Origin of the sequence: Pseudomonas pseudonitroreducens, assembly GCF_021603645.1 — a bacterium.
GTDB classification, from domain to species: Bacteria; Pseudomonadota; Gammaproteobacteria; order Pseudomonadales; family Pseudomonadaceae; genus Pseudomonas; species Pseudomonas pseudonitroreducens.
Map to the genome: position 1 here is coordinate 366,612 of NZ_BQHJ01000002.1, position 21,517 is coordinate 388,128.

A 21,517-nucleotide genomic window follows, 5' to 3' on the forward strand; every position below is an offset into this window, starting at 1 on the left:
AATCCGGAAATCTTTTTGATTTTCGATGACACCAGGATCGGTGTCAGGCTGTCTAGGTTGTAGCGACCCCGTAAAGAACGATCGGCCGGTCCGTCTCCAGCAGACGGTCAGCGTTGGCGTCGGCGTCGCCTTTGAAAAAGGACGCGCCCGGCGCAACCCGGCGCCCTGTACGAGAAGGAACCCCCACATGCCCCGTACGCTCGCCCGCAAGGACCCGACCGCCTTCAAGACCCTGCCGCTGCTGGTGGAAGCCAGCCCGGAAGGGCTCGCCTACCAGACCCTCGGCAAGCCCCTGAACTTCGCCCAGGTGCTGGAAAAGCGCCGCCCCATCGAGATCCATGAAACCGAACGCTTTACCACCGAACTGGCCAATCTCGGCGTTTCGGTGCGCCTGACCCTGAATTACCAGGGCCGCGACCACTGGATTCTGGTGCGCCAGCGCCGCCTGGATCGTGGTGACACCGTGCTCAAGCTGATTTCCGGCTATGTGCCGGCCCACGAACTGAACCTGCCGCTGCTCACCGCGATCCAGGAAGTCGCCGAGGAATGCCTGGTGGAAACCGCCGATGGCTGGCTCGGCGGGCGCTTCGGCGACACCTGGCTGCCGACGCCCTACGAGGGCATCCTGCGCTACCGCGAAACCAGCCACTTCTCGCTGACCCCGCTGTCCGGCGCCTCGCGCCCGGTGCAGGCCGGCGCGCTGCGCCTGCTGGAGCGTCCGCAAGCCTACGTGCACCTGCCGACAGCCTCCTTGCAACTGGTCTATGACCTGCGCATGGAACTACCCAAGGATGCCCGTGAAGTCAGCCTGTTCCATGTCGATGAGAAACTCGAAAGCGGCCCACTGGTGGCGCGCCTGGATCGCCGGCGCCCGGACATCTACCTGCTGCCGCTGGAACATGGGCAGCCGACCGGCGAGCTGTTCACCCTGAGCAAGGGCGAACTGTGCAAGGCGAGCACTCGCGGCGTATGGCTGTCGGAGAGTTTCGCCGAGCAGGATGGCTGGCTGGTGCGCGAAGAACGCATCCGCTTCCGCGAATGGATGGAGCAGTGGCCGCCCGCCGCCGGCAATGCCGGTAGCGGGCGGCGCACGGCCTGAGGCCGTAATCTGATTCGCCCTGCCTGACGGCAGGGCGGAATCTGTAGGAGCGAGCTTGCTCGCGAACGGTGCACACCGGCCAAGCAGTCGTTGGGGCGGTTCGCGAGCAAGCTCGCTCCTACGAAAAGCGCTCCGCCTTACTTCAGCTGGCTGGAGCTCTTGCCCAGCAGGCGCCGCGCGACGATCAGCAACTGGATCTGCTGGGTACCCTCGAAGATGTCGAGGATCTTCGAATCCCGCGCCCATTTCTCCAGCAGCTCTTCTTCCCCATAACCCAGCGCTCCCGCCAGCTCGACGCATTTCAGCGTCACCTCGTTGGCTACTCGTCCGGCCTTGGCCTTGGCGATGGAAGCCTCCTTGGAGTTGGGCAGGCGGTTATCGGCCATCCAGGCCGCCTTCAGGGTCAGCAGGCGCGCCGCTTCCCATTCGGCCTCAAGCCGGTACAACGTGGCCTCGGCGTGGCTGGCGGTCAGCAGCGGCTGGCGATAATCGAAGCGGCAGCCGGCCTTCTTCAGCAGCTCGCGGGTTCGGTCCAGCGAGGCCTTGGCCACGCCGATGGCCATGGCTGCCACCAGCGGGCGGGTGTTGTCGAAGGTTTCCATCACCCCGGCGAAACCCTTCTGCACATCGATCTCGGCGTTGCCCAGCAGGTTGGCCGCCGGTACGCGGCAATCGCTGAAGCTGATGGAGGCGGTGTCCGAGGCCTTGATACCGAGCTTCTTCTCCAGCCGAGTGACGGTCATGCCCGGCGTGCCCTTCTCCACCACGAAGGACTTGATCGCCGCACGCCCCAGGTTCTTGTCCAGGGTCGCCCAGACCACCACCGCATCGGCGCGGGCGCCCGAGGTGACGAAGATCTTCTCGCCGTTGAGCAGGTAGTGATCGCCATCGCGGGTAGCGCTGGTGCGGATCGCCGCGGAGTCAGAACCGCAGCCCGGCTCGGTGATGGCCATGGCCGCCCAGGTGCCGGAGAAACGCTTGAGCTGCTCCTCGTTGGCCACCGCGGCGATAGCGGCGTTGCCCAGGCCCTGGCGCGGCATGGCCAGCAACAGGCCGGTGTCGCCCCAGCACATTTCCATCACGCCCAGGCAGGCGGACAGGTTGCCGCCATTCTTCACGCCCTCCTCCGCGCCGGCCTTGCGCTTGCTCGCCGAGGTGGCGCCGACCGCATCCGGCGAGCCGGCGTTCATGCCGTCCAAAAGCGCGGCGAGCAGGTCCAGTTCCTTGGGATAGGCGTGCTCGGCCTTGTCGTACTTGCGGGAAATCGGTCGCAGGTAGTTCTCCGCGACCTGGCGCGCCTGGTTCTGCAAGGTGCGGAATTTCTTCGGTGTCTCGAGGTACATGCAAGGCTCCTTACAGGTGCAGGCCGCCAGCCATCAGGCTGACCGCGCGCAGGTCGCGATACCAGCGCTCGGCCGGGTGTTCCTGGGTGAAACCATGGCCGCCGAGCAGTTGCACCGCGTCGGTACCGATCTTCATCGCCTTCTCGGCACAGAGCAGCTTCGCCAGGTAGGCCTCGCGGTGGAACGCCTGGCCGCGCTCGGCCAGCGCGCAGGCGCGCCAGACCATCAGGCGCATGGCGTCCAGCTCCACGGCAATGTCCGCGACCATGAAGGCCACGCCCTGGCGATGGCTGATCGGCTCACCGAAAGCCTCGCGCTCGTTGCAGTAGGTGATCACGTAGTCGAGCGCGGCCTGGCCAGTGCCCACGGCGAGCGCGCACCAGGCCAGCGCGGCGTAGTCGAGGAAGGCTTGATAGTCGAAGCGTTCCGCCGCCAAGCGCTGCTCGGCTGGCACTTTCACGCTCTTGAAGCGTATCCGCGCGGTGCCGGTGGCTTTCAGGCCCATCGCCGGCTCGGCGCGCACCTCGACGCCCTTGGCGCGGGTATCGATGAGGAACAGCGCCGGGCCATCGCCGGCATCCGCTGCGACGATCAGTTTCTGCGCATCCACGCCACGCACCACCAGGCATTTCTCCCCAGTCAGCGTGTAGCTCGCCCCGCGCTTGCGCGCCTTGGTGGACAAGCGTTGCGGATCAGCCAGCAGCTGCGGTTCATTCACCGCAATGGCGATCAGCGGCACCGCTTCTTCGGCGACGAAGGCCGGCAGCCAGCGCGCCTGCTGCTCCGGCGAGGCCCAGCGGCGAATGCAGTTGGCCGCCGACAGTGGTACCAGCAGCGCAGCGGCCAGACTCAGGTCGCCGCGGGCAAGGGCTTCAGCGATCAGCGCATTGCTCACCACGGTACGCTCGCCAGCCATGCCGCCGTGCACTTCACTGACGCCGTAGTGGGTCAAACCCAGCTCCTGCGCCTGGGCCAGCAGCTCCAGGCTCAGGCTGGCCTTGGCGTCGGCCTCATGGGCGGCCGGGCGCAACACTTCGGCGGCGAAGCCTTCGAGCATCTCCACGAGCATCTGTTGCTCGTCGGACAGCGACAGGTCGAACAGCCCGTCCGGGTCGGCCTTGCGTGGGGTCTTGGGCTGCTTGGCGGCACGCTCGCTGGCCAGCCGGAAGCCGGTGCGGCTGCCGCTGTAGAGCAGTCTTTCGAAAGGCTTGCGCAGCTTGAGTCGGTCAGGCCAGTCGGCCTGGGCGACACGGTTCAGCACGGCCAGGGCGCGGCCCTGCACGTCGGTGGTCATGGCATCTCGCTCCGCGGAGGGTGGATGCCCCGATCATGCGCCGGGAAATGGCGGGGGAACCATGACCGCTTTGCCGTTGGTCACTGGCAGAGCGGTCAGTGGGGAAGACTGTAGGAGCGAGCTTGCTCGCGAATGGCCCCGCAACGGGGTTTGTTCGCGAGCAAGCTCGCTCCTACAAAAGGCGCTCCCTGCAGGAGCGGCCCAGGCAAGCGAAAGCAGATCAGCCCTGGTGGCGAATCTTCTCGACGATGGCGGTGGTGGAGCTGTTTTCCACCAGGCCCAGTACGCGGACCTCGCCGCCGTAGGCCTTGACGATGTCGGCACCGACCACCTGCTCGACGCCGTAGTCACCGCCCTTCACCAGCACGTCCGGACGGACCTCGCTGAGCAGGCGCTCGGGGGTGTCTTCGCCGAAGCTGACGACCCAGTCCACCGCGCCGAGGCCGGCGAGTACGGCCATGCGGCGGTCGACACTGTTGATCGGGCGGCCCGGGCCTTTCAGGCGGGTGACCGAGCCATCGTCGTTGACCCCGACGATCAGGCGGTCACCCTGGGCGCGCGCCTGCTCCAGGTAGGTCACATGGCCGGCATGGAGGATATCGAAGCAGCCGTTGGTGAAGACGATCTTCTCGCCGTGGGCGCGGGCGTCCTCGATGGCCAGCAGCAGCTGGTCGAGGCTCAGTACGCCACGCTCGGAGCCCTGCTCGCGCTGCACGGCGCGGCGCAGTTCCGGGGCGCTGATGGCGGCAGTGCCGAGTTTGCCGACAACGATGCCGGCGGCCAGGTTGGCCAGGGCCACGGCTTGCGGCAGGTCCTCACCGGCGGCGATAGCGCCGGCCAGGGTGGAAATCACCGTGTCGCCGGCGCCGGTGACGTCGAACACTTCGCGCGCGCGGGCCGGCAGGTGCAGGGCACTGTGGCCGGGGCGCAGCAGGGTCATGCCGTGTTCGCCACGGGTGACCAGCAGCGCACCGAGTTCCAGCTCGGTCATCAGTTGCTGGCCCTTGGCGACCAGGTCAGCCTCGTCGGTGCAGCGACCGACGATGGCTTCGAACTCGGAGAGGTTCGGGGTGATCAGGCTGGCGCCACGGTAGATGGCGAAGTCCTTGCCCTTGGGGTCGGCCAGCACCGGGATACCGCGCTGGCGAGCGGCCTGGATCAGCGCCTGGTGGTTCTTCAGCGCGCCCTTGCCGTAGTCGGAGAGCACCAGCACGCGGACCTGGTCGAGCAGCGCCTCGACATCGGCGGACAGCGCCACGGCGTCGGTGCGGAAAGCTTCCTCGAAGTCCACGCGCAGCAGTTGCTGGTGACGGCTCATGACCCGCAGCTTGACGATGGTCGGCTGCCCGGCGATGCGCTGGAAGCGGGTGGTCACGCCCACCGCCTGCAGGCTGTCGCTCAGGCTGTCGGCGGCTTCGTCGACGCCGGTGACGCCGACCAGGAAGGCCGGGGCGCCGAGGGCGGCGAGGTTCAGCGCGACGTTGGCGGCGCCACCGGGGCGGTCCTCATGCTGCTCGACCCGCACCACGGGCACCGGCGCCTCGGGCGAGATGCGCGAGGTCGCGCCGTGCCAGTAGCGGTCGAGCATCACGTCGCCGACTACTAGAACGGGGGCCTGGTCGAAACGGGGCATGGTCAATTTCATGGGAACTCCGCAGGTCGAAATCGCCGCGGATAATACCATAGCCGCCCGCTGCGACTTGCGCCGGGCACCGGGCGGTCACGGCAATCTCTACGGGACTTTGCGCACCCAGAACAACTCGTGGCGCCGCACCGCCTTGCGGAAGAACTCGTCGTCGCCGGTGACCGGCCATTGGCGCCCGGCGAGCACGCGCTGAATCAGCCGGCGCAGGCGCTTCTTGCCGGTCAGCGGGGTCTGCAGGTCGTGTTGCAGGGCCAGGGCCTGGGCCTTGTCGATGCGCGCCGCGGGATCCAGCACCGGGCTCCACAGCGGGTCGGCCGGCAATGCCTCGATACAGGGTGGCAGGGCGATGCCGCCGTCCGCCGGGCCCATGGGCCAGCGGTCGTTGTCGTGCAGGTGGTTGGCGTAGAGCAGCAGGGCCTGCGGCTTCCAGCTGCTGCGGCCGATCGCCTCCAGCGTCGCGCGGGTGGCGTGCACGTGGTCGGCGTGGGGGTCCAGCTCCGGGTGCGCGGTGAGGATCACTTCCGGGCGGATGTGCTCGATGAGCGTGGTCAGGTCAGCCACCAGGTTGAGCCAGGTCGGCGCGCCGTCGCTGTCACCCGGCAGGGGGAACGGATTGAAGCCGCGCACGCTGCGGATGTCGGTCTCGCCGGACTCTTTCGAGCCGAACGCCTGGCTCGGCTCGGCCGCCATGGCCGGCAGTTGCAGGCAGTAGTAGCCCAGCTGCACGCAACGCTCGGCCGGCACGCCGCCCCAGAGCGGAGCGGCAATGCTGTCCCAGGTCCGCAGGCGGCCTTTCAGGCGCGCCGCAGCGGCCTTGTCCAGACCCAGGCGCTGGTAGTGCTCGGCCTCGATCTCGCCCTGGGTCAAGGTAACGATCCAGGCCTCCGGGCAGCGGCTGTACTGGCCAAAGGCGGCCAGTTCGGCATCGTCCGCGTGGGGCGCGATGATCAACAGGCGCTTCTGTGCGTAGTCCGGATTATGGAAGGCATGCAGCACACCGTGCTGCGCCAGCCGGCAATGGCGGCCGCGAATGCGCAGATGTCCGGCGCGCAGCGCTTCGCCCTGGCCGGAGAGGTTGAGGTAGCGCTTGCCGCTGACGCCGCGCTCGAAGTCCTGACGATCAACCTCGACGCCCTCGATCAGCACCTGCGGGTCGAGCCAGCGGCCGAGCAGCGAGGCCTTCACCTCGATCTCCAGCACCAGCGTTTCCTCGTTCTCCGGCAACGCGCCGGTGGCTACGTGCAGGCCGTGCGAGCCAAGGGACACCGGCAGGGCGACGGAGCCCTCGGGGAAGTCGTAGCGGTAGTCATCGCGCGGCGAATAGAACAGGTGGTCGGCAAACCAGGCTTCATGGGCGAGCCAGCCGAGAAACACGGCCAGCGGCACGCTCCACCAGGGCGCGAAGATGCCCAGCAGGATCAGCGCCAGCAAGGCGACGAGCAGGACCGCGCGCTTCTTGCGGCGGTGCTGTTTGAGCAGTTGCTGCTTGCGGGCGCTCATGATCGTTCTCCGTTAAAACCAATCGCGGACGAAGTTCGCTCCCGCAATCAGGTAAGGGCGTTGCAGGTGGGCTGTAGGAGCGAGCTTGCTCGCGAACCCAACTCTGCGGCTGAGCTATTCGCGAGCAAGCTCGCTCCTACGAAGAGCCTGAAGTCAGACCTGGAACACCGGCACGCGGTGGCACCAGCGATCCTTGTACTCGCGGTCGGCGCGGCCGAAGGAATAGCGCAGCGGCTTGCCCAGCGCCTCGGCCTCGGCCCAGGCCTCTTGCGTATTGACGAAACTGAGCACGCTGCCGGGGCTGAACTCGCGGTTTTCCGGAGCCACGCCGCCGTTGATGTACTCGACGCTGATCCACTTCGGCGCCTCGACCCGATAGAGAATCTGGATCGCTACCGGCTCGCCGTCCAGGCGTACCAGGGAGCCACGCATGAATTCGCGCATCAGGCTGAACACTTCGGCCAGCCGCGCCTTGCCCGGCACCTCGAACTCCCAGCGGCGCTGGAACAGGTCGGCATAAATGCGCGCCTGCTCCTCGGGGCTCAGCTCGCTCATGGGCTGCAGCACGCCGCCCGCCTCTTCCAGCAGGCGCTGTTCGCGGCGCTGGTTGTAGCGGAACTTCTTCGAGAAATCGGCCGGCGCGCGGTTCATCGCCAGTTGCTCGGGTTGCTCGCGGGCGTCGCCAACCTGCTCGCGATTGAGCTCGGAGAGGTAGCGCACCTGATGGCGCAGCTCGATGCGCGCGCCTTCGGCGATCGGCAGGATGATCTCGGCATTGCCCAGGTCGAACAGCGCCTTCCTGCCCTCACGCTTGAGCACGTCCTTGGACAGCGCCAGGTGGCGCCCCCAGGTCGGTACGGCAGCGCGCAGCTCGTTGCCTTCGAACCAGCCCAGGTAGCGCACCGCAATGCCGGCCAGGCCGGCCAGGCGTTCGACTACATCCGGGTGGGTGGCGACGCTGCCGCCGAAGCGCTGCCAGGCGGCGGCATAGTCGGCCGCCGCGATGGGCGTCCAGCCGCGTTCGCGGAAGAATCGCAGTCGGTTCAGCATGCCTGGGAAATCCGCACCATCGTCATACCGGCTGCTCGACGCTCAGCTCGCCGCCATCCACCGGATCGTCGGCGAACTGACGGGCGTGCAGGCGGGCGTAATAGCCGTTCTGGGCAATCAACTGGTCGTGGGTACCGCGCTCGACGATCTGCCCCTGGTCCATCACCAGGATCAGGTCCGCCGCCTCGATGGTGCTCAGGCGGTGGGCGATGACCAGCGTGGTGCGGCCTTCCATGACCTTCTCCAGGGCGGCCTGGATGTGCCGCTCGGACTCGGTATCCAGCGCCGAGGTGGCCTCGTCGAGGATCAGCACCGGCGCATCCTTGAGCAGCGCGCGGGCAATCGCCAGGCGCTGACGCTGGCCACCGGAGAGCATCACGCCGTTCTCGCCGACTTCGGTGTCGAAGCCTTCGGGCAGGCGGTCGATGAACTCGCGGGCGAAGGCGTCCTCGGCGGCCTTTTCCACCGCCTCGCGCGGCCTGCTGGCAAGGTCGCCGTAGGCGATGTTGTTGAGCACGCTGTCGTTGAACAGGTTGACCTGCTGGGTCACCAGGGCGATGTGGCGGCGCAGGTTGCTCAACTTGTAGTCTTCGACGTCCGTGCCATCGAGCAGGATCTGCCCTTCGCTGTGGTCATAGAAGCGCGGGATCAGGTTGGCCAGGGTCGACTTGCCGCTGCCGGAACGACCGACCAGCGCCACCATCTGGCCCGGCTCGACGCTGAAGTTCAGCTCGTTCAGGACCTTTCGCTCGGTACCCGGGTAGGTGAAGCTGAGGTTCTTCACTTCCAGTCGGCCCTTGACGCGATCGCGCTCCAGGGTGCCGTTGTCCACTTCGGGCGTCTCGTCGAGTTGCTCGAAGATGCTCTCCGCACCCGCCACACCCTTCTGGATGGTGGAGCTGACTTCCGACAACTGGCGAATCGGCTTGGGCAGCAGGCCCGCCATGGAGATGTACGCCACCAGGTCACCGACCGTGGCATCCCCGCGCAACAGCAGCACGAAGTAGAGCAGCACAGCCATCGCACTGTAGATCACCAGCTGCAGCATCGGCGTGTAGATCGCCGAGGTCTTGTTCATGCGCAGGTTCTTCTTGGTGTTCTCGCTGGTGACATTCTGGAAGCGCTGGCGCTCGTAGGTCTCGCCGCCGAAGCTGCGGACCACGCGGTAGCCCTGGATGGTTTCGGAGGACACATGGGTCACGTCGCCCATGGCCACCTGGATCTTCTTGCTCTGCTTGCGGAACTTGCGGCTGGCGCTGGTCACCATCACGGCGATGATCGGCAGGATCGCCAGCATCACCAGGGTGAGCTTCCAGTTCATCCACAGCAGCGAGAGGAACAGGAAGACCACGGTCATCCCCTCGCGGATCACCACCTTGATGGCGTCGGTGGCGGCGCCGGTGACCATGGTCACGTTGAAGGTGATGCGCGAGATCAGATGGCCCGAGTTGTTGCTGTCGAAATAGCGGTTGGGCAGCGTCAGCAGGTTATTGAACAGGGCGATGCGCAGGTCCTGGACCAGGCCCAGGGAAACCTTGGCGATGAAGTAGTTGCCGAGGAACGAGCCGATGCCCTGCCAGACGGCGATCAGCACCACCAGCAGCGGAACCGCATAGAGCAGGGAGAGATCACGCAGCCAGGCCCAGGGGGCGTTGGGGAACAGCTTGGCATCCGGATGGGCCAGGCCGTCGACGAAGTACTTGAGGATGCCCGCCAGCATCGGCTGGGTCGCGGCGAAGATCAGGAAGCCGACGATACTGAGCAGGAACATGCCGATGTACGGACGCACATAGGTCAGCAGTCGGAAGTAGATCTTCAGGCTCGAAGGCGCCTGGGGTTCTTTACCGGACATGGAGGAATCGCACGCTTAAAAGGTCGGGGATTATAACACAGCGCTCTCGTTTGCCCGGCGGCTGGGCTACTATAGCCGGCTACCGTTCAGGGACCCGTTATGCAAGACCTCGCTCTCTCCGCTTACGAATCGCTGCGCGCTGGCGCCCAGGTTGTGGAAGCCGACAAGCATGGCGACAAGGTCCTGCGCCTGGCCGATGGCAACTTCCTCAAACTGTTCCGCCGCAAGCGCCTGATCTCTTCCGCGGCGTTCTATCCCTATGCGCAGCGATTCGCGGACAACGCCAGCACCCTGCACAAGCTGGGAGTGCCCTGCCCGCAGATCATCGGTGTCCATCGCATCACCGATATCGCCCGCGACGTCGTGCACTACCAGCCGCTGCCCGGCCTGACCCTGCGCCAATTGATCAGCGCCGGCCAGACTGACGAGCAACTGCGCCAGCAACTCGGCTCGCTCATCGCCAGGCTGCACGACTGCGGGGTGTATTTCCGCTCGCTGCACCTGGGCAACGTCGTGCAGACCCCCGAGGGCGAACTGGGCCTGATCGACATAGCGGACATGAAGACCCAGCGCCGGGCGCTGAACCGACTGCAGCGCAAACGCAACTTCGCCCATATGCTGCGCTACACGCAGGACAGGGCATGGCTGCTGGCAGACGGTGGGGCACAGCTCTGCCAGGGCTATCGGCAGGCCAGCGCCATGCCCTGGCCGCCCGGCTCACTGGAGCAAACGCTGCAGCAGCCCTAGTCAGGGCTGCTGTGCACCAGCTCGACGCAGGACGACATAAGTCTCGCCCTTGCGATTGTGGAAGGTCGCGAGCGGCACCAGCCCGCGCTTTTCCAGCGCCGGCAACTGCTCGCTGGCCTTGCGCTTGAGATCCAGCACGAAGTACTCGTAGGCCCCATTGCCGGTCAGCGCCAGCGCCTGATCGCTCTCCAGCCCCTCGCGGCCATACCCCCAGCCGGCGTAGTAACTCACCCGATTGTCATCCTGAAAGACACGCGCCGTCTTCGGCAGGTGCTCGCCTACCCAGTGACCGGCGTCGCGCAAGTGTGTCTTGGGCGCAGAAAACGACACCACGTTAGCCACGGCCATCAGCACCAGGATCGTCACCAGGGCAATCCGGATGCGCGGCCAGCGCTGCGCCATCAGGCTCAGCCCCCAGGCAACCCGCGGCAGCAGGAGGAACGCGGCGAAGGCCACGTAGCGGCTCGACAGGAACAGGTGGCTCAAGGTGAAAACCAGCAACAACGCGATGTAGCCAAAGGCAGCGAGATCCAGCAGCAGCCAGCGGCTTTCCCGCTCGCGCCACTGCGCAGCGGTGCCCACGAGCAGCGGCACCAGCAGCACGCCAAAGGCACTGAGCACCTTGCTCGCCACGTAACCCAGCAGGCCGAAGAAGATGATCTGCGGAGCACTGTCACGGGCATACTCGAAAGGCATCGCCCTCGCCACGCCATCCGCGAACACGTAGAAGTTATGCCAGACGCCCGACAGGTTCAGGTAGCCCACCAGGTCCGCCACTCGTCCCTGGGGCAACAGGCCATGCCGGCTGGCCCAGAGCAACGCAGCGGCGCCCGCGCCCACCAACGCCACGCCGGTGGCGAAGCGCAAACCACGACGCACAGGATCATCCCCGCGAGCCTTGAACACCTCCACCAGCGGCACGATCAGCAGCAGGTAGACGGCCTCGAAGCGAAACGCCGCCGCCAGGACGATAGCCAGGCCGGCCAATAACAAACTGCGCGGGCGGCGCTGTTGCAGCCAGCTCTGCATGTAGCACAGGCCGATCAGCGAGAACGCCCAGAAACCGTTCTCCCGCAGGATGTCACCGCGATATTCGTTGAATGCCGGGACCGCCAGCACGGCGAGGCAGGCCCAGGGCAGGACTTCCGGGCGAGTGCGCCGGACCAGGTCGACGCAGGCAACACAGGCGAGCGCAGTGAGCAACTCGCAGAACACCCGGGCGAGCAGTTCGAAGCTCAAGCCCGTCAGTTGGCTGGTCAGGCCCAGCAGCACGGAGAACCAGGGCCAGTCGAAGCGCTGTAACGCCCCGGTGACACCCTGCTGCTGGTAGATGCCCGCCAGATCCATGTACAGCGCTGCATCACGCCCGATGATCGGGTTGCAGAGGGATGCAATCAATGACAAAACGAGGCTGGCAAGGAAAACGCACCACAGCAGCTTTCCTTCGCTGGCCGTGGAAAAAAACGAACGCCCGACTACATGACTACCCATGAAACCCTTCATCTCGGATATGAATCACCAGAAAGGCAGCATTCAGCAGTTTCCTGCTCAAAGAATCAACCCGGACCAAGCACTCTCCCTCGCCTGAGACGCCGAAACGACGCTGGGCACAGGTTTTCCGGGGAGAACGCCGCAAGCGCATCTGACCGTCTGTAGAACCTTGGATACAAGTCTTTCAACAGGATACTATTCGTCGCCCCGGAACAACTTGTGCAGCAGCACTCGCGTCGAGTCACTCCAGGGCCAAGCAGGCACAAGGCACTGCGACTTAACTTGAATTTGCTGTGACGAATGCCCCGGAGCAGATCGCAGCCTCGCATATTCTGATGCCAGCTAGTGGATGGACAGCTACGCAATGACGCTCTTCTCATGACAGCAAGACCACTGATCAGCGTTGTAATTCCCGCGTACAACTATGCGCACGTGCTTCGCCGCGCGGTCGAATCCGTCGCCGCTCAACTGGATGAGCACAGCGAGTTGCTGATCATCGATGATGGCTCCTCGGACGATACGCCGGCGCTGATCGAGGCCCTTCATCACCAGTTCGGCAATTTCCGCAGCCTGCGCAAGGAAAACGGCGGGCTCGCCAGCGTGCGCAATCGCGGAATTGCCGAAACCCGAGGGGACTACCTGATCTTCCTCGACGCCGACGATGAAATGGCGCCCGGGGCCTTGCGAGCCGCGCGTCAGCACATCGAGCAGTTCCCGCACAGCCGCATGGTGATTGGCGGCTACCTGGCAAAGACCTGCGGCCGAACGGTCGAGCGCACGCCCCAGGCGCTGCCGCAGACGCCGCAGGAACGGGTGCGCGGCTATCTCATCGACAAGAACATCAACCTCTCCAACGGTGCCTGCGTCATGCATCGGGAGGTGTTCGAGCGCGGCCTGTATCCGGAGAACTTCCGCAATGCCGAGGACATCCCGGTGTTTGCGCAGGTGCTGGCCAGTTATCCCTGCACCATCCTGGAAAAACCCCTGGCGACCATCCACCGCCACGATGACAGCCTGCGCCACCAGTTCCACTACTCGAAGCAGATCGGGGTGGAGCTGGTCGAGGAAGTCTTCCGACGCCTCGATGGCGATTGGCAGCGGCTGAGCAAGGCCTATTACACGCAACGCTGCCTGTCGCTGTTCCGCGAAGCCTACCTGACGGACGACGACCCTTCGGCCAAACACTTCTTCCGCATGGCCCTCAAGCGCGATTGGCGAGTCGTTTTCAAGCTGTCCTATACGCGCAAGGCGCTGCGCCTCTGGCTCAATGCCAAGCGCAGGAAGAAAGTCGCCAAGTAGGACCTTGCAACCTGCTCGACCCGACCGGGCTGGGCAGGTTCAGCGGATACCCGGCCCGCTCCGGGCCTTCAGCCGCAGAACCTAGAGAATGCCGTACCTGTCCAGCCAGGTGCGCAGCCGTGCGCCCTTGTGGAAGTATCGATTCTCGCGCTTGCCCATGGAGCGCTTGGGTGAGAATGGCTCCTCGGCGAACTGCCCGTCGATGCGCACCCGCGAGGCAGTGGTATCCATCAGGCAGACCCGCGCGCCGTGGCGCTGCAAGGCGAACTTCAGCAGGCGCTCGGAGTGCAGCGAGCGTCCGCTTGCATCACAGAAGTTCAGCATTTCCTCGGCCCGGCAGCCGTAGGCCCGGTACATCTCGCGACCACAGATGGCAAAGCGGTCGTTGAGCCCGCCCCACCACTGCCAGTTCGGCACATAGACGTTCTTGCGGCGCCGCTGTGGCTGGTCAAACACATAGCCTGGCAACGGGTCGTGGAAGAAGATATCCGGACGGACATACACGACGAAGTCCGGATCCGTCGGCGCCAGCAGCGAAGTCACCTGGTGCAGGGAATTGAGCTGGTGAATCAGGTTGCGGATGGAGCGAAAATCATCCTTCCAGGTATCCCCGCGCTGCTTTATCGCTTCGAAATTCCAACGCTCGAGGCAAAGCTCCGGCTCTTCGATCAGACCGGTCATCCCCTGGAAAGGAGCGAAGTTCTCCTCGCCCAGCACACCCGCCTCGCCGGAACGGGGGTTGAACACCTGCTGCAGGCGATAGAGATGGTAGAAGCACGACACCTGCGCAGTGGCCGGCAGAGCCTGCAGGACGTTGCGCTGAATCTGCGGAAAACACAGGTCGGAATTGCGCGGAATACCAAAGAAGGCGACGGCAATCTTCACAGCCCGACTCCGCTGAAAAAGTTCGACTGACAGCCGCTCATTGACCTTTCCTGCCTCTAAAACGCCAAGGCCACCACCAGCGCTTGCCGGTGTTCTCCAGGGCAATCACACGCACGCGGGAAGCCTGCATCCAGGCGCGCTCGTAGTCCCACGCATGTCCTTTCCAGAGAGTGCCCGCTTCGTTGGAAAAGCCCAGGGCGAGCAACTCGTAGGAGTAACCGGGCCTGCCACGCAACCAGTCGAACAGCACCATGGCGTTGAACCCGGTGGAGGGGCCGGCGAACGGCTTGCCACTGGGGCGTATGCGGGGGTAGTCGAGCAGGCTGGGCAATGGGATGCGATCCTCGTAGATCGCCACCCGCGGCAGCGCCGACATCGGGTTGACCACTCCCACCAGCAGGCTGAAGCAGCGCTGCGGTGACTGCTCGAACAGCCTCGTGATGCAAGGGCGGCACGGCAATCCGAAGAAATGGAAGTCCTGCCCGTGGTAGCCATGGACGAATACGTTGACCGTCTCGGCGCTCAGCAACTCGGCCTTGACCGCCGTATTGAAGCTCACCACGACATCGCGCGGGCCAAGCGCCAGTGCCTCGAAATCCCTGGCGCTGATCGCCGGGTTGTTCGCGACCAGGATGACTCGCTCGGCGCAACCGAGGACAGCCCTCAGCTCCGGCGGCAGGTTGTCTTCAACCCATTCCGCGGTATGACTACTCCGGCTCACGATCGACCTTTCGCCTCGACGGCAAAGCCGAAGCGCATACGCGCCCACCAGCGGGTCAGCGCCCCGGGCATGGACCAACCGTGCAGGGGTTCGGCGATGGCGGCCGCAAGATCCTTGCCCACCCGGGCGAAGGTGTAGCGCTCCTCGACGAAGGCCTGACCGGCCCGGGCAATCCGCGCGGCCAGCTCAGGGTCTGCCTGGAGCTGCTGGATGCGCTCCACCGCCTCGTCGACCGAGCGATAGAACACCACGTTGCGCATGTCCTCGAAGCCCAGCAGGCGGTCTTCCTCGCCCTGGCTCCAGGCCAGCAGGACGCAGCCACAGGCCATGGCTTCGAAGTTCTTGATCATGAACTCGCCCATGCCGATATCGGCGCTGACAAAGATCGCGATACGGTTGAGCGTCTGCAGATACTCCGCCCCGGAAGCGGTGCGGGTGATGAGCATCGGCACGCGCTCGGCGATGCTCTCCAGCATGTCCTTGCGCTGGCTGTACTCGCTGCTCTTCAGGCTGCCGAGGAAACCGACCGGGATATCGCGTTCGCTGCCGATATTGCGCAGCATCTCCTCGTCATAGCCCTTGGAGACGAAACGCACGTCGATCCCTTCGTCCGCCAGGCGCTGGGCCACCAGTGCGCCCGACACAAGAATGCGCGCCCCCGGAAGCTTGTGCAGCAGCGCCGAGTACTTGCCGCGATACTTACTGCCAGGCATGTAGTTCTGGTAGGCGTCGTGCTCGAGGATCACCAGGTTGGGCAGGCAGCGCAGCACGGCGAGCTGGGGCACCATGCGCTTGAGGCGCGAGAAGATCACGATCCGGTCGAAACGACGGTAATCGGCGGCGATGAGGTAGGGTCCCAGGTTCATCTGCTGCGCCTTGCTCAGGCGATGAATCTCGCACTCGGAGCAATTGCTCTGGATGACCTCATAAAGACGATCGAGGATGACCCTCTGCTCGTCCATCACCATCAACATCACTTTCACGACGTGTCTTCCCGACATGGAAACCGGCCCCTGGCGGAGCCGGCTGGAAACAGCCTGGCGGACTCAGTCGGCCTGGCTGACGGCGGTGCCTTCCTTGACTACCAGGATGTCCTGCATGATCAGGTACTGCAGGTCCGAGCCGTAGAACATGTTCAGCGCATCGGTCGGCGAGCAGATCATCGGCTCGCCACGGCGGTTCAGCGAGGTGTTGAGCGCCACGCCATTACCGGTGAGCTTCTCCAGCTCCTTCATCATGTCGTAGTAGCGCGGGTTGAACTCGCGCTTGAGGACCTGGGCACGCGAGGTGCCGTCTTCATGGACGACTTCCGGCACGCGGGTCTTCCACTCCTCGTTGACCTCGAAGGTGAAGGTCATGAACGGCGCCGGGTGGTCGATCTTGAACATCTGCGGGCCGACGGTATCCAGCATCGACGGGCAGAAGGGCCTCCAGCGCTCGCGGAACTTGATCTGCGCGTTGATGCGATCGGCCACGCCGGTGATGCTCGGGCAACCGATGATCGAGCGGCCGCCCAGGGCACGCGGGCCGAACTCCATGCGGCCCTGGAACCAGGCCACCGGATTGCCTTCGACCAGCACCTTGGCGATGTGCTCAGGCACGTTGTCGATCTTGCGCCACTGCGGCTTGGCCTCGTGACGGGCACAGGCGGCGATGACGTCTTCGTTGCTGTATTCCGGGCCGAGGTAGACGTGTTCCATCTTCTCGACCGGCACGCCACGCTCCCAGGAGACATAGGCGGCGGCGCCAACCGCGGTGCCGGCGTCGCTGGCCGCGGGCTGCACGTACAGCTCCTTGACCTCGGGACGGGCGATGATCTTCTGGTTGAGCTTGACGTTCAGCGCGCAACCGCCGGCGAAGGCGACCTTGCCGGTTTCACGGATGATGTCGCCCAGGTAGTAATCCATCATCTCCAGCGCCAGCTTCTCGAACAGAGCCTGGATGCTGGCGGCATAGTGGATGTACGGATCGTCGGCGATGTCGCCTTCACGCTTCGGGCCGAGCCATTCGATCAGCTTGGGCGAGAAGTAGTAGCCCTTGCCCTTTTCCTTGTAGCGACGGAAGCCGATGACGTTGGCGTAGTCGGTATTGATGGTCAGCTCGCCGTTCTCGAACTTGGCCAGACGCGAGAAATCGTACTTGCTGGCGTCACCGTAGGGCGCCATGCCCATGACCTTGAACTCGCCGTCGAGCATGTCGAAGCCGAGGTACTCGGTGATCGCACCGTACAGGCCGCCCAGGGAGTCCGGATCGTAGAACTCCTTGATCTTGTGGATCTTGCCGTTCTCGCCGTAGCCGAAGAATGTGGTGGCGTACTCGCCCTTGCCGTCGATCCCGAGGATCGCCGTCTTCTCCTTGAAGCCCGAGCAGTGGTAGGCACTGGAGGCGTGGGCCAGGTGGTGCTCGACCGGCTGGATCTTGACCTTCTTCAGGTCGAAGCCCAGCTGCTGCAGGCACCACTGGATACGCTTGTAGTAGCGGTGGTAGCGACGGTTGCCGAGCAGGATGGCGTCCAGCGCGCGGTCGGGCGCATAGGCGTAACGCTTGGCGTAGTGCCAGCGGGCCTTGTCGAAGATGCTGATGGGGGCGAAGGGAATGGCCACCACGTCAACATCCGACGGCTTGATCCCGGCCTGTTCCAGGCAGAACTTGGCCGACTCGTAGGGCATGCGGTTCTTCGCGTGCTTGTCGCGGACGAAGCGCTCTTCTTCGACGGCCGCGACCAGCTTGCCGTCGATGTACAGGGCGGCGGAAGGGTCATGGCTTACGGCGCCGGACAGGCCGAGGATGGTCAATGCCACAGGGTCTAGCCTCTTTCATCTGGGCGGGTGCCGGGCACCCGCGGTAAACGTTCGTCGAGCAGCCGGTGCAGTGCGCTGCCCTCTGGCCAGTTGCGCAGGAAGCGCGCACGGTCGCGGGCATAGGCGCGGGCGAAGCTCGCTTCTCGCGAGTGGCGCTGCATGGCATCGAGGTCGATCAACGACCACTGCCCGCCTTCGCCCTGCTCCTGCCAGAACAGGTTGTGCCCCTTCAGGTCGCCGTGGCTGATGCGCTCGCGCACCAGCGCCGCGAACAGTCTGTCCAGGGCTGCAAGGTCTGTCTCCGGCGGCAGGCCGCCCCCTGCCTGTTGCTCCAGGTAGGGTTTGAAACGGTCGATTATATCCTGACCCGCCAGGTAATCGGTAATCAGGAAGGCCGGGCCACGCAGCCAGAGCCAGCGGCGCTCGATGACCGCCAGCGGACGCGGCGTGGGGATACCGAGGAAGGCCAGGCGGTTGCCCTCGCGCCACGCGCCCCAGGCGCGGCTGGGACGCCAGAAGCGCTTGAACCAGTGCAGCAGGTTCTTGATGTTGTAACGCTTGATGACCAGTGGCCGGCCATTCAGCTCGACCTTGGCGACTGTCGCGGCGCCGCCGGTCTTGTAGAGGTGCCCCCTGGCGATGAACGCGTCGGGGTCGGCCAGCAGCGGCTGCAGGCCCTCCTCCTCCTCGCGACGCACCGCGCGCAGGCCGAACGGGCCCTTGAACACACTGAACTGGCTGCAGTCACGGGCGATCTTCTTCATCAGGTCGCCGACGCGCCAGCGCCGAACCCTGGCGATTTCCTTCTGCAGCGCCTCCAGCGGCAGCGCGTGCTCGCCGTTGGCCAACAGATAGTGGATCAGCAGCTCTTCGAGGAACGGATCGAGACTGGCCGGCAACTGGGCAAAGAACACCCCGAGGTTTTCCAGCACATGCTTGCGCGACAGCGGCTGACCGGGTGTTTCCGCACGGATGCCGGCACCGTCGATCAGGTACAGCTTGCCGGCGTGGCGCAGCAGGTTGTCCAGGTGCAGGTCTTCCTGCCACAGGCCCTTGGCGTGCAGCTGGGCGATGGCCGTCAGCGCTTCGGCAATGACGGCGCTCTGCCCGTCGGACAGCAGCGGCTCGCCTTCCACGGCACGCCAGGCGTCCCAGAGGCTCTGGGCATTGTCGAGGAACTCGAAGAGCAACCAGCCGCCCTCGCCGTCCTTCAGCCCGTCGGCCAGCAATGCCGGCGTGGTCAGGCCTTGCTCGGCCAGCAGGCGCACGCCGTCGCGCTCACGCTGGAAGTGTCGCGCGGCCTTGCCACCGACCAGCAGCTTGGCCAGCACCGGGCGGCCGCGCCAATTGGCCGCAGCAACGTAGCGCTGCCCAGGCAGTACCCGCAACAGGTTGTCCAGGCGCAGTTCGGCCGGGCCGGCGCCATCTTCCAGCTCGATGCGCAGGGGCAGCGCCGGGGCACGGCCGGCATCGCGCAGGGCGGACAACCTCATGCGCGGTTTTCCTTCTTCTTGCGGCGCGCACCGAGGCGGCGGTACCAGTCGTCGACCTCCGGGCCGCTGGAAGCGGTGCCCAGGTAGGCCGCGAGCAGGTGGCGCACGTCGCTCTCGTTCCAGTCCGGCGCGCGGCGCAGCAGCGGTTCGAGGTCGCGCACGCGGTCGCGCTGGCCGAACCACAGCGGGCGGGTCTTCTCCAGGTCGATCAGGGTCGCCTCGAAGGCGTCGTCGGTTTCCCGCAGGAAGATGTGCTTGGGATAGAAGCAGCCGTGCATCTGCCCGGCTTCATGCAGGCGCCGGGCGAGCATGCCGCAGGCGCGCAGGATGGCCTGGCGGCGCTCGGCGGGCAGATTCGACCAACCCTGCAGCAGGCTGTCCAGGTCGCGCCAGCCGTCCAGGGCGCGGGTCATGAGGATTGCGCGGCGCTCGCCGCCGATCTGCCGCGCACCGAAGAAGGCCGCCTGCATGGAGGGGATGCCGAGTTGATGGTAGCGCTGGATATTGCGGAACTCGCGGCTGAAGGTTGGCTCGCCCAGCGGGCGCTTCAGGCTGCGGGTCAGGTGGTTGCTCTGGCGCTTGAGGTAGTAGGCGGTGCCATCCAGCTCCAGGCGGTACACGCTGCTCCAGCCACCGCGCTCGGTGTTGGGCTCATCCACGGCCACCAGTTGCAGGTCCCAGAGGGCGTCGAAATCGGCCAGGGCGTTGCTTTCCAGCAGAGCCTGGTCGTCCTCAGCAATGAAATCCTTCACTCGCGTCCCTCGAAAAAATGGACGATCTGCCGGACACGTTGCTTGTCCGATGCATTCAATCGCTCGCGGCGCCGGTAGAGCAGATAGAACTGCAGGCGCTGCGTGTAGGAAAGGTGGTACTTGGCGACCTTGTCGAGGGTGGCCAGGTCCTTGGTGATCCGGTAGCGCAGCATGAAGCTGATCCAGAAATCGCCAATCGGGCAATCAATGAAGTACACCGTGCCGTTTCCATCCACCAGAATGTTGCGCCACTTCAGGTCGTTGTGGGTGAAGTGGTGGTCATGCATGGTTCGCGTGTAGCCGGCCAGCTGGCGCATGACATGTTCGACCCAGGCGTGATCCTTCAGGCGCGGATCGTCGCGCCGGGCCAGGGCGTGCAGATCTTCGGTGCCCACCAGCTCGCGGGTAATGATTGCGCCGCGGGAGAAGCCACCGTTGACGCGCTCCAGGCCATAGGCCACCACTTGCGCGGTCGGTATGCCCCACTTGGCGAACTGCTTGAGGTTCTGCCACTCGGCCTTCACCCGCGGGCGCGGCAGATAGCGACGCAAGCCCTTGCCCGGCTTGCGGTAGCGCTTGACGTAATAACGCACACCGTCGCGCTCCACGCGCACCACGTCGGACATCGCATCCTTGGTGATGCGCTCGCCTTCAAGGGCGAACACGGCATCCAGGCTGCCGAATTCGGCGGCGAGATGCTGGTAGTCGGCTTCGAGTACCCAGCCGGCCATCAGAGCAGGTCTCCATAACGTTGCTTGCGGTCGTAGAGCTTGGCTGCCTTGCGCTCCATCCACGCCAGCAACGCGGCCTCCTCGCGGAGGATGTCACGCAGCGGGCGCAGGAAGTAACCACGCAGGAAGCGCAATTTGTCACGGCGCGTAAGGCCGATGTCCAGCGCCGAGAAATACAGCGCCGCCAGGTCCTTGTTGCGCCAGCGGCGTGGCGTGGCGGCGCGGGTCTGGGCGCGGTGCAGATCGATCACCGACAGGCGCAGGTCATCGGCGCTGATCGGGCGATCGGTGTGCAGCAGGAAGTGGCAGATGTAGCAGTCGCGGTGGTTGACCCCGGCGCGGTGCATGGTGCCGACCATTTTCGCCACCTCGGCGATCAGCGCGCGCTTCAAGCGCGGCTGCGGCGGCTGCTGCAGCCAATCCAGCGACAGCACTTCCAGGTCAGTGGTCGGCGCCAGTTCCTCGGTGACGATGAAGGAATGCTGGCTGGCAGGATTGCCGCCACGCTCGCCATAGGCCACCGAGGTCATGGTCGCCACGCCGGCCTGGTGCAGGCGCTCCAGGGCACGCTGCTCCTGGCCCGCGCCGAGCACCGGGAGCTTGGCGCTGAACAGGTTCTTGACGATCTCGCCCCAGCCGATGCCGCGATGAATCTTCACGAAGAAACCGCGCCCGTCGACTTCGGTACGCAGCGTGCGGCGGCCTTCCAGCTCGCGATAGACCTTGCCCTGCAAGCGCTCGACTTCGGCGAACGGGTCCTTGCCGGCCCAGAGGCTTTTGAACGGTTCGTGCAGCTCAAGCTTCATGGGCAGCG

General features: G+C 65.3%; 18 protein-coding genes. 3 read left to right on the top strand and 15 right to left on the bottom strand.

All coding sequences use genetic code 11. The features are described from left to right. The first annotated feature begins 187 nt into the window (after positions 1-187). Positions 188-1,099 (top strand): NUDIX hydrolase, encoded by a 912-nt coding sequence (locus tag L6D89_RS05855; protein ID WP_236199060.1) that lies wholly within the window; start codon positions 188-190, stop codon positions 1,097-1,099. A gap of 137 nt (positions 1,100-1,236) precedes the next feature. Here L6D89_RS05855 and L6D89_RS05860 read toward each other — a convergent pair whose 3' ends face one another. The 6 genes from L6D89_RS05860 to msbA form a co-directional block, all read right to left on the bottom strand. Then, entirely contained in the window at positions 1,237-2,442 is a 1,206-nt protein-coding gene (locus L6D89_RS05860) for an acyl-CoA dehydrogenase family protein (protein ID WP_236171256.1), read from the bottom strand. A gap of 10 nt (positions 2,443-2,452) precedes the next feature. Then, positions 2,453-3,736: an acyl-CoA dehydrogenase family protein gene (locus L6D89_RS05865; RefSeq protein WP_236199061.1), complete on the bottom strand. Its 1,284-nt coding sequence runs from the start codon at positions 3,734-3,736 to the stop codon at positions 2,453-2,455. A gap of 220 nt (positions 3,737-3,956) precedes the next feature. Next, positions 3,957-5,381 (bottom strand): bifunctional D-glycero-beta-D-manno-heptose-7-phosphate kinase/D-glycero-beta-D-manno-heptose 1-phosphate adenylyltransferase HldE, encoded by a 1,425-nt coding sequence (gene hldE / locus L6D89_RS05870; protein ID WP_054906316.1) that lies wholly within the window; start codon positions 5,379-5,381, stop codon positions 3,957-3,959. Between the two features lie 87 nt (positions 5,382-5,468). Then, positions 5,469-6,881 carry a PIG-L deacetylase family protein gene (locus L6D89_RS05875; RefSeq protein WP_236199062.1) on the bottom strand — a complete coding sequence of 471 codons (1,413 nt, stop codon included), beginning with the start codon at positions 6,879-6,881 and terminating at the stop codon, positions 5,469-5,471. Positions 6,882-7,034: 153 nt separating this feature from the next. After that, positions 7,035-7,931, bottom strand: a complete 897-nt coding sequence (locus L6D89_RS05880) for a GNAT family N-acetyltransferase (RefSeq protein ID WP_236199063.1) — start codon at positions 7,929-7,931, stop codon at positions 7,035-7,037. Positions 7,932-7,953: 22 nt separating this feature from the next. Then, on the bottom strand, positions 7,954-9,783 hold the full coding sequence (gene msbA / locus L6D89_RS05885) for a lipid A export permease/ATP-binding protein MsbA (RefSeq protein WP_236199064.1): 1,830 nt from the start codon (positions 9,781-9,783) through the stop codon (positions 7,954-7,956). A 99-nt stretch (positions 9,784-9,882) separates the two neighbouring features. Here msbA and L6D89_RS05890 point away from each other — a divergent pair, with 99 nt between their 5' ends. Next, positions 9,883-10,530, top strand: coding sequence for a lipopolysaccharide kinase InaA family protein (locus L6D89_RS05890; RefSeq protein ID WP_236199065.1), 648 nt, complete (start codon positions 9,883-9,885; stop codon positions 10,528-10,530). Here the strand turns inward: L6D89_RS05890 and L6D89_RS05895 are convergent, their stop codons facing one another. Next, on the bottom strand, positions 10,531-11,928 hold the full coding sequence (locus L6D89_RS05895) for a hypothetical protein (RefSeq protein ID WP_236199066.1): 1,398 nt from the start codon (positions 11,926-11,928) through the stop codon (positions 10,531-10,533). Between the two features lie 471 nt (positions 11,929-12,399). Between L6D89_RS05895 and L6D89_RS05900 the strand changes: the two genes are divergently transcribed. Next, positions 12,400-13,320, top strand: coding sequence for a glycosyltransferase family 2 protein (locus tag L6D89_RS05900; protein ID WP_236171249.1), 921 nt, complete (start codon positions 12,400-12,402; stop codon positions 13,318-13,320). 81 nt (positions 13,321-13,401) lie between these two features. Here L6D89_RS05900 and L6D89_RS05905 read toward each other — a convergent pair whose 3' ends face one another. The 8 genes from L6D89_RS05905 to rfaP all read right to left on the bottom strand — a co-directional run bounded on the left by L6D89_RS05905 (position 13,402) and on the right by rfaP (position 21,509). Then, positions 13,402-14,205, bottom strand: a complete 804-nt coding sequence (locus tag L6D89_RS05905) for a hypothetical protein (RefSeq protein WP_236199067.1) — start codon at positions 14,203-14,205, stop codon at positions 13,402-13,404. Between the two features lie 37 nt (positions 14,206-14,242). Next, positions 14,243-14,926 (bottom strand): hypothetical protein, encoded by a 684-nt coding sequence (locus tag L6D89_RS05910; protein WP_236199068.1) that lies wholly within the window; start codon positions 14,924-14,926, stop codon positions 14,243-14,245. Continuing rightward, entirely contained in the window at positions 14,923-15,909 is a 987-nt protein-coding gene (locus L6D89_RS05915; RefSeq protein WP_236171246.1) for a glycosyltransferase family protein, read from the bottom strand. The genes L6D89_RS05910 and L6D89_RS05915 overlap by 4 nt, the downstream gene beginning before the upstream one ends. Positions 15,910-15,972: 63 nt before the next feature. After that, on the bottom strand, positions 15,973-17,727 hold the full coding sequence (locus L6D89_RS05920) for a carbamoyltransferase family protein (protein WP_236199069.1): 1,755 nt from the start codon (positions 17,725-17,727) through the stop codon (positions 15,973-15,975). 5 nt (positions 17,728-17,732) lie between these two features. Further along, on the bottom strand, positions 17,733-19,220 hold the full coding sequence (locus L6D89_RS05925; RefSeq protein WP_236199070.1) for a lipopolysaccharide kinase InaA family protein: 1,488 nt from the start codon (positions 19,218-19,220) through the stop codon (positions 17,733-17,735). Beyond that, positions 19,217-19,972 (bottom strand): lipopolysaccharide kinase InaA family protein, encoded by a 756-nt coding sequence (locus tag L6D89_RS05930; protein ID WP_236171243.1) that lies wholly within the window; start codon positions 19,970-19,972, stop codon positions 19,217-19,219. Before L6D89_RS05930 ends, L6D89_RS05925 begins: the two co-directional genes overlap by 4 nt. After that, positions 19,969-20,703: a lipopolysaccharide kinase InaA family protein gene (locus tag L6D89_RS05935; RefSeq protein ID WP_236199071.1), complete on the bottom strand. Its 735-nt coding sequence runs from the start codon at positions 20,701-20,703 to the stop codon at positions 19,969-19,971. Before L6D89_RS05935 ends, L6D89_RS05930 begins: the two co-directional genes overlap by 4 nt. Continuing rightward, positions 20,703-21,509 carry a lipopolysaccharide core heptose(I) kinase RfaP gene (gene rfaP / locus L6D89_RS05940; RefSeq protein WP_236171241.1) on the bottom strand — a complete coding sequence of 269 codons (807 nt, stop codon included), beginning with the start codon at positions 21,507-21,509 and terminating at the stop codon, positions 20,703-20,705. Before rfaP ends, L6D89_RS05935 begins: the two co-directional genes overlap by 1 nt. Positions 21,510-21,517: the final 8 nt, after the last annotated feature.